Annotated in this window: 9 protein-coding genes; 7 read left to right on the plus strand and 2 right to left on the minus strand. The window is 70.9% G+C overall.

The genetic code is table 11. The features are described 5' to 3' along the window. Positions 1 to 526 precede the first annotated feature (526 nt). Entirely contained in the window at positions 527 to 847 is a 321-nt protein-coding gene (locus M3N57_07405) for a hypothetical protein (protein MDP9022509.1), read from the plus strand. A gap of 705 nt (positions 848 to 1,552) precedes the next feature. Here M3N57_07405 and M3N57_07410 read toward each other — a convergent pair. After that, positions 1,553 to 2,461, minus strand: coding sequence for a diacylglycerol kinase family lipid kinase (locus M3N57_07410; protein ID MDP9022510.1), 909 nt, complete (start codon positions 2,459 to 2,461; stop codon positions 1,553 to 1,555). 142 nt (positions 2,462 to 2,603) lie between these two features. On the opposite strand from M3N57_07410, the gene M3N57_07415 reads away from it, so the two are divergent. Then, complete coding sequence (locus M3N57_07415) at positions 2,604 to 2,930, plus strand: integration host factor (protein ID MDP9022511.1); 327 nt, start codon at positions 2,604 to 2,606, stop codon at positions 2,928 to 2,930. After that, a complete protein-coding gene (gene gmk, locus M3N57_07420) occupies positions 2,927 to 3,502 on the plus strand; it encodes a guanylate kinase (protein ID MDP9022512.1) in 576 nt (191 codons plus the stop codon). The genes M3N57_07415 and gmk overlap by 4 nt, the downstream gene beginning before the upstream one ends. Before the next feature lie 50 nt (positions 3,503 to 3,552). Here gmk and M3N57_07425 read toward each other — a convergent pair whose 3' ends face one another. Then, positions 3,553 to 4,020 (minus strand): hypothetical protein, encoded by a 468-nt coding sequence (locus M3N57_07425; protein MDP9022513.1) that lies wholly within the window; start codon positions 4,018 to 4,020, stop codon positions 3,553 to 3,555. Positions 4,021 to 4,081: 61 nt separating this feature from the next. Here M3N57_07425 and rpoZ point away from each other — a divergent pair, with 61 nt between their 5' ends. From rpoZ to M3N57_07445, 4 genes are all read left to right on the plus strand, one after another. Then, entirely contained in the window at positions 4,082 to 4,426 is a 345-nt protein-coding gene (gene rpoZ, locus M3N57_07430) for a DNA-directed RNA polymerase subunit omega (GenBank protein ID MDP9022514.1), read from the plus strand. Between the two features lie 4 nt (positions 4,427 to 4,430). Continuing rightward, the gene (coaBC, locus tag M3N57_07435) at positions 4,431 to 5,708 is read left to right on the plus strand and encodes a bifunctional phosphopantothenoylcysteine decarboxylase/phosphopantothenate--cysteine ligase CoaBC (GenBank protein ID MDP9022515.1); all 1,278 of its coding nucleotides are present in this window, start codon (positions 4,431 to 4,433) and stop codon (positions 5,706 to 5,708) included. Positions 5,709 to 5,763: 55 nt separating this feature from the next. Next, a complete protein-coding gene (metK, locus tag M3N57_07440; protein ID MDP9022516.1) occupies positions 5,764 to 6,954 on the plus strand; it encodes a methionine adenosyltransferase in 1,191 nt (396 codons plus the stop codon). 62 nt (positions 6,955 to 7,016) lie between these two features. After that, positions 7,017 to 8,237, plus strand: a 1,221-nt coding sequence (locus M3N57_07445; GenBank protein MDP9022517.1) for a hypothetical protein, incomplete at its 3' end; no start/stop codon positions are given.

Raw genomic sequence — 8,237 nt, forward strand, 5'->3', positions numbered from 1 at the left:
CCCCACGAGCCGAAGGCGGCCCGCGCACCCAACCGTGCGCCAGGCCGCCCACCCCTGCCCCAACCGTGACGCGCGGCGCCACGCCGTAGGGTCCGCGGACGACCCGTTTGTTGTGGTCAGGCGAGGATCCGGGGATAGCCCCGTCGCGTCGCCACGTCGACAGTGCGACGATGGGCTCATGTCGAGCACCCTCATCGTCGACGACCACCCCCGGGTTCGTTTGGTGGCTCGCAATCTGCTGATCGCCGACGGCTTCGAGTTGATCGGTGAGGCCTTGCGACGGCCTGTCGGGTGTGCCGAGCCGGGACCCACTACGTCAGCGAACGCTGTCAACCATTCAGCTCAGCGAGCGAGGCAGCGCTTGGCACTCCCGCAGACACCTGAGGTGCGAGTTCGAATGGAGGTGCCAGCAGGAGTCTTCCGCGGCCCAAGACAGTCGAGCCGGCCTTCGGGATGCCTGGCGGCGGACTCGAACGAACGGCGGCCGGTCCTGTGCCGTGCCGAGTCTGTGCGTGTGGGACTACTGATGGACGGGACACCATGCAGGGCGATCAGGAAGGCAGTTGAACTCTCGCTGTCGGACCCGTGGGAGTTGGCCGAGCATGCGGGCTCGGACAGGATTCGCGGGACAATCATCGGCGCACACACGTTTGGCAAGGGCGCCGAGGCTGAAGCGATTGCCGTTCGCCTTGACTACCCGCTCGTCTGGCAGGGGCGGTCGTACCCGACCGTTGTGATGGCGTCGCGGCACGGGCACGGCCTGCTCGAAGCCTTGTCTGATCACTTCGACGTTGAATGCAACTACGTCGGCGTCGCGATGACGCTGAACTCCAAGGCGAAGCCGTGACCCGCAGTTTGAAGGGATGGCGCGGCGGCCTAGCTGGGCGCGCAACCGTGCGGTTTCGATCATGACTGCCCTCGACTGGCATTCACAGGTGCATCGGGGCCGGGTGTTGCGACGAGCAGCGATGGCTCGCTGCATTGCTCTGTGGGCATTCCTCCTGGTCCTTGCGTCCGCTGCCGCGTCTAGTGCGCATGCGCTCGACTCGGCGGAGCCCACCAGCGTCGAACCTTCGCAGCACTACGATGTGGTCGGAGCCTCTACCACGCCGCTGTCAATCTCGCGTCCGGACACATGAGTCCGGCGAACGGGCGCGCGACGGGTGGACAGGCCAGACCCTCCGTTGACGAAGTGGGTGTTCGGTTGCGAGCCCTCGCGGAGCAGCTGCGTCCTGAGGTCGTTGCCCCTGGACATCCCGCTGTCCGGCATCGACGGGCTCCGCGGCGAACGTACGCGGACGATGGGGCGCTCGTAGGTTGCTCGCCGCCTCGTCTCCCTCGACCCGCTCCCCGTCATGCTCACCTCGAGCAGGGATCCTTCCGCACGACGGTGCCCGCCTCGATGGCGCGCCGGCGGACGGCTTCATCGCAAGGCTGACCTCGGTGGCACCCGCCTGGCCGCGCTCGTTGAACCGGTAGACGTCCTTGGTCAGAGCAGATTCAAGACCACAGCCGTACGACGGGGCGGAAGGCCGGCAACGTCGTGGCATGGTCAGGCGATGACGGTCAGTCCCCCGGGAAGGCTCGTGAAGGTCACGTTCTGCCACCGGCCGACGTACTCGCCGTCGAGCTGCACCGGAAGCGCAACGTCACTCCGGACGGAGAACTCCGGCAGGTCACGCCAGTAGCGGGTCGCGCTCGCGTGGACGTGCCCGGCCGTGGTGGCCATCTGCACCATCAGGCGGAGCAAGGTGGCGGCGCGGAGGGATCGCACGCCGACGAGGTCCAGCCCGCGGTCGAAGCTCGCGTCGGGTGCGACCCGAAGTGGACGCGCCCCCAGGTAGGCGTAGGGGGTCGTGTTGCAGATGATGCAGAAGCCGAATCCCGCACGGGGTGCCTCGCCCGGCAGCTCCACCGAGATCGGCAAGGCGGAGCGGTCGTAGCCGACCAAGAACTCCTGCACCGCGCACCACACCCACGCGAGCTGGCCGACGGCTCGTTCGAGGTCGGGTCGGCCGTCCACGCAGCGCACGACCGCGGCGTCGAAGCCGACGCCGGCGTTCGCGGCGAAGTACCGTCCGTTGGCGCGGCCGAGCGCGATCGTCCTGGTCGACCCGGAGCGGAGCCGTTCGAGCAGGGCGCCGGTCGCGGCGATCGGGTCGTTCGGCAGGCCGAGGTTGCGGAGCACCACGTTGGTCGTCCCACCCGGGATGATCCCGAGCCGGACGTCGCTACCCGCCAGCGGCTGGATGACCTCGTTGAGGGTGCCGTCCCCGCCGTGGCTGAAGATCACGTCGACGCCGTCGCGGACCGCTGCCGCGGCTATCTGTGTCGCGTGGCCAGGATGCTCGGTCTGTTGCACGTCGAGTGGTATCTGCGAGGCCAGGGCGGCGGCGATCACGTCTCGGACGTTGGCCTCCGTGGCTCTGGCGTACGGGTTGAACACCAGCAGCCCGCGCATCGCCCCAGCCTTTCACCCGCGACGTTCGACGCTAAACGCCCGCCGCCGTGCGGGGCGTCGCCTCGCCCCTGCCACCAGGCGTTGACCCCCACGAGCGGCGGTCGGTAGGGTCGCGCACTCCGTGCACGGACGGAACATCGCGATGGCCCTACCTGAGCTCGACCCGGAGCAACGCCGCCAGGCACTCGAGAAGGCCGCTTTCGCCCGCCGTGTCCGCGCCGAGCTCAAACAGATGCTGAAGACAGGAGAGGTGACGCTCCGCGACGTCCTCGACCGGGCCGACGACGTCGAACCGATCGCCAAGATGCGCGTTTCGGAGGTCATCGAGTCCATGCCCAGCTACGGCAAGGTCCGGGCCCGCGAGCTGATGGAGCGGCTCAACATCGCAGCGTCGCGGCGGATCCGTGGCCTGGGCAGCAACCAGCGGTCGGCGCTACTGGCTGCGTTCGGGGAGAGTGACCTCCGGTGACCGGCCACGAGGCCGGTGATCGTGGCCGCCTCGTGGTGATCTCCGGTCCCAGCGGTGTCGGGAAGGGCACCGTCGTCCGTGGCCTCCTGCAGCGGCGAGCGGACCTCGAACTGTCGGTCTCGGTCACCACGCGTCCGCCCCGACCCGGCGAGGTCGACGGCGTCGACTACCACTTCGTCGATGATCCCACCTTCGACGCGATGATCGAGCGCGGTGAGCTCTTGGAGTGGGCACACGTCCACCGCCACCGCTCGGGCACCCCCCGCGCTGGCCTCGAGGAGCGGCTGGTCAAGGGCCGCGACGTCGTCCTGGAGATCGACGTGCAGGGCGCGATGCAGGTGCGCGATCGCGTCGGCGACGCGCTCCTGATATTCCTGGCTCCCCCCTCCGAGGAGGAACTCGTTCGCCGGCTCGTCAGGCGAGGCACGGAACGAGACGACGAGCTCGCCGTGCGGCAGGCCGACCGTGCCCGCGAGCTCGCGGCCGCGACTGCCTTCGACCACGTCGTCATCAACGACGACCTGGACGACTGTGTCTCCCAGGTCGCCGAACTCGTCGACGGTGGCCGCTGATCGCGTTGGCGCGTCGAGAGAGATGGTCGTGTCTCGACCACGGATCCGCGTCAGCCAGGGGGTGTCCCCGCGGGGGTGTGCCGCCGCCAGCCCGGTGTCGAGGGTCGCGGTGCCATGGCGGCCGGTGCGCAGTGATGGTGGCGCCACGGACGCCCCGCAACCAGTGCCCTGCCGGCGGTCTCACGGTCTTCAACCGGCGGATCGAAAGGCACGGGCTCACCGCAGGTCAGGCATGGCTGGATGACCCGCACCTCGAGGTCCGCACCGTCCTCACCGTCAGGGCGATGCAGCGCGAACCGGAGCTCCTCGTTCTCCATCCACAGCACGAACGTGCTGTCGACGACCTCCCAGTCGACGTCCACACCGGCGTCTGGGCAGCTGGCGAGCGGCTCCCACCGGTGGGTCGAGATCGACAGGCCCTCCATGGCCCCGCTCAGTGCCTCGGCATCACGCATGAAGTCGGAGGCGCGTTCCCGGAGCAGGTTCATGAACTCCTTGGACAGCTGCTTGGCCAGCATCGCGATCCCTTCGCAACGACGTGGCGGTGACGCTACCCTTCAGGTCGACCCCCACGCCGAGGTGATCGCCATCACGCGCATCGACGACTTGATCGACAAGGTCGACAGCCGGTTCACGCTGGTCCACCTGGCGGCCAAGCGTGCCCGTGAGATCAACGACTACTACGCACAGCTCGGCGAGGGCCTCGGCCAGCACGTCCCGCCTCTGGTGTCGACCGAGTCGAACAAACCGCTGTCGATCGCCCTGCAGGAGATCGCTGAGGCGAAGGTCGAACCGCGCTGGCCCGACGAGCAGGCGGTGGTCGAGGATCCCCTGGCGTTCATCGACGAGGACGTGTCCGACGAGGACGTGGCCGGCGGGGACGTGGGCGGCGAGGACGTCCCCGGCGAGGACAGCCAGGCGTAGGACGGTGCCGGCCCCGCGCGACGAGGCCGGCTCCCAGGGGCCGCCCACCCTCGAGCACACCCGGGTGCTGCTGGGCGTCACCGGCGGGATCGCTGCGTACAAAGCCGCGCTGGTCGCGCGCCTGCTGGTGCGAGCCGGTGCCACCGTCGACGTCGTGCTGACCGACGCTGCCAGCCGCTTCGTCGGGGCAGCCACGTTCGTTGGCATCACCGGCCGCCCCGCCCACCGCGACCTGTGGGCGGAGCTCGAGACCTCCTCCGACCCCGAGGCGCCCCGCCAAGCACCCCACATCCACGTCGCCCGCCGTGCCGACGCGGTCGTCGTGGCTCCTGCCACCGCCCACCTGCTGGCTCGCCTGTCTCACGGCCTGGCCGACGACCTGCTGACCAACGTGCTGTTGATGGTCACCTGCCCGGTGCTGCTGGCCCCGGCCATGCACACCGAGATGTGGGAACACACGGCCACCCAGGCCAACGTCGCCACGCTCCGCCACCGGGGGATGCACCTGGTCGGTCCGGAGGAGGGCGAGCTCGCGGGGGGGGACGTCGGCGAGGGTCGCATGGCCGAACCCGACGCGATCATCGCGGAACTGGCCCGCCTGCTCGCCCCGGCCGGGTCGCTGGCCGGGCGGTCGGTGGTGGTGACCGCCGGTCCCACCCGCGAGCACCTCGATCCGGTGCGGTTCATCAGCAACCGCTCGTCGGGGCGTATGGGGTTCGCTCTGGCCGGCGAAGCCGCCCGACGGGGCGCCGAGGTCCACCTGGTGGCTGGTCCGGTCCAGCTCGCGACCCCCTCGGGGGTCACCCGTCACGACGTCGTGTCGGCCCGCGACATGCACGACGTGGTCCTGTCGCTGGCGGACGACGCTCACGTCATCGTGAAGGCGGCTGCGGTCGCCGACTTCCGCCCCGCGCAGGCTGCCGCAACCAAGCTCAAGAAGTCCGCCGGCACCCCTGACATCGCCCTGGAGCGCAACCCCGACATCCTCGCGGAACTCGGCGCCCGCCGCGACGGACACGGCCCGCCGGTCCTCGTCGGCTTCGCCGCCGAGAGCGAAGACCCGGAGCGGTACGGGCGGGAGAAGCTCGAACAGAAGCGTGTCGACCTCATGGCGGTCAACGACATCAGCGCCGCGGACGCCGGTTTCGAGGTCGCCACCAACCGGGTGCTGGTGTTGGGACGCGACGGGCGGCGGATCGAGCTGCCGCTGGGAACCAAGGAGGAGATCGCCGCTCACCTCTGGGACCAGATCGGCGAACTGCTCGGCGAACTGCTCGGCTAACCTCCACGCCGATCACCCCGCCGTCCGCACTCACCACCTCACCAGGAGCGCCGCCGTGCCGCGCAGGACCCTCTTCACGTCCGAGTCGGTCACCGAGGGCCACCCCGACAAGCTCGCCGACCAGGTGTCCGACGGTGTCCTCGACGCGATCCTGGTCAACGATCCGGCCGGGCGTGTCGCGTGCGAGACCCTGATGACCACCGGGCAGGTCTTCGTCGCCGGCGAGATCTCCACCGACTGCTACGCCGACATCCCCCGCATCGTGCGCGACACCATCATCGGCATCGGGTACGACCACCACGACGCCGGCTTCGACGGGAACACCTGCGGCGTCTCGGTCGCGATCGACGAGCAGTCACCGGACATCGCTCAGGGCGTCGACCGGGCGCAGGAGGCCCGAGACACCTCCCACGACGAGCTCGACCAGCTCGGTGCCGGTGACCAGGGGATGATGTTCGGCTTCGCCTGCACCGAGACCGACGAGCTGATGCCGCTCCCGATCCACCTCGCGCACCGGCTGGCGCAGCGGCTCGCGGCCGTGCGGAAGGTCGGCGAGATCCCCTACCTGCGACCCGACGGGAAGACGCAGGTCACCGTCGCCTACGAGGACCACCGTCCGATCGCCATCGACACGGTCCTGATCTCCGCCCAGCATCGCCCCGAGATCGACCTCAACACGCTGCTGCGCCCCGACCTCGAGGAGTTGGTCATCAAGCCGCTCCTCCCCGACGACGTCGACACCGCGGACATGCGCATCCTGGTCAACCCCACCGGACGCTTCGAGCTCGGGGGCCCCCACGCGGACGCGGGCCTGACCGGGCGGAAGATCATCGTGGACACCTACGGCGGGTCCGCCCGCCACGGCGGGGGAGCGTTCAGCGGGAAGGACCCGACCAAGGTCGACCGGTCTGGTGCCTACGCCGCACGCTGGGTCGCCAAGACGGTGGTCGCTGCTGGTCTCGCGGAGCGCTGTGAGCTGCAGGTGGCCTACGCCATCGGCGTCGCCCACCCGGTCTCGCTCATGATCGAGACGTTCGGGACGGAGCAGGCAGATCCCGACCACATCCTGAAAGGGATCCGCGAGACGTTCGACCTCCGGCCGGCGGCGATCATCCGCGACCTGGACCTGCGACGGCCGATCTTCCAGGCGACCGCGGCCTACGGCCACTTCGGCCGAACCGGCGCGGCGTTCACCTGGGAGAACACCGACCGGGCCGATCAGTTGCGGGCCGCGGTCGGCGTGTGACGCGTCAGAGCGGTGACGCCGTCGCACGGTGAGACGGCGCGCCGCGTGACGCGCCGGGGCGCGTGAGCACCCCCCGGGTCGCCCGTGTCGCCGTCGAGGTCGCCCCGATCCACCTCGACCGGCTGTTCGACTACCGCGTCGGGCCGGACGTCGCGGTGCAGGTGGGATCCCGGGTCGAGGTCGTCTTCGCCGGCCGACGGGTCCGTGGGCTCGTCGTCGAGCTGACCCAGGCCACCGACGTCGCCCCCGAACGGCTGCGAGACGTGCGTCGCGTGCTGGGCGCCCACGCGTGGGTGGCGGCCGAGGAGCTGGCGGTGCTGCGTTGGGCGGCGGAGCGTTTCGCCGCCCCGCTCGCTGATGTGGTGCGCCACGCCCTGCCCGACCGGGTGGTGGATGTGGAGCACCGCGCCGGATCCGCCGGCTGGTACCCGCCCGGCGCGGCACCACGCCCCGCCGATCCGCCGCCGCGGTCGCCTGACACCGCGGCGTGGGAGCTCTACGCCCAGGTTGGGCGAGCGTTGCACGCCGCCGCAGCAGCCGGCGGGGGCGCCTTCTACTGGCGGCCGCTGCCGTCGGAGGACCTCGGCGCGCGCCTGACCGAGCTCGCGGGCGCGACCCTGGCCGGGGGCCGCGACGTGCTGCTGGTGGTCGCCGAGCCGGTCTCTGCAGCTGCCGACGCGGTCGTGGCCGCCTTCCCCGACGTCACCGTCGACGTCCGGGGAGCGAGCGGGGCGCGCCGTACCTACCGCGGGTGGCTGGCGGGGCGGTGCGGCGCGGCGCGAGTCGTGGTGGGCGAGCGTCGGGTCGCGTTCTGGCCGGTCGATCGCCTCGGCTTGGCGGTCGTCGTCGACGAGTCCAACCCGGCGCTGAAGGAGCGGCGCTCCCCGCGGCACCACGCCCGCGAGGTCGCGCTGGAGCGTGCTCGGCGAGCTGGCGCTGTCGCCCTGCTGATCGGGACCGTCCCCAGCGCGGCGTCGTGGCGTCTGCTGTCGGAGCGTCGCCTCACCCCGGTGGTCCCCGCCCGTGGCGCCGAGCGCGCCGCCGCCCCGGTCGTGCACGTCGACGACCGTTCCGATCCACGTTCACGGGGCCGCCTCGGGACGCCGGCCCTCACCGCACTGCGCCGTGCTGTGGCCGACGGCAGGTACGGCGTGGTCCTCGCCGCCCGCCGCGGCGAGGGCCGGGCACTGGTGTGCACAGCCTGCGGGGCCCGCTTGGCCTGCCCGCGGTGCGACTCGTCGCTGGCGGCCGATCACCGCGGCGTGGCCTGTGAGGGATGCGGG

It is taken from the genome of Actinomycetota bacterium, from assembly GCA_030776725.1.
In the GTDB taxonomy this organism is placed as follows: Bacteria; Actinomycetota; Nitriliruptoria; order Nitriliruptorales; family JAHWKO01; genus JAHWKW01.

Bases quoted from the DNA above. Each gene is read 5' to 3' on its own strand.
- M3N57_07425 (MDP9022513.1), bottom strand. From the start codon at position 4,020: ATGCTGGCCAAGCAGCTGTCCAAGGAGTTCATGAACCTGCTCCGGGAA.
- M3N57_07405 (MDP9022509.1), top strand. From the start codon at position 527: ATGGACGGGACACCATGCAGGGCGATCAGGAAGGCAGTTGAACTCTCG.
- M3N57_07415 (MDP9022511.1), top strand. From the start codon at position 2,604: ATGGCCCTACCTGAGCTCGACCCGGAGCAACGCCGCCAGGCACTCGAG.
- M3N57_07410 (MDP9022510.1), bottom strand. From the start codon at position 2,461: ATGCGCGGGCTGCTGGTGTTCAACCCGTACGCCAGAGCCACGGAGGCC.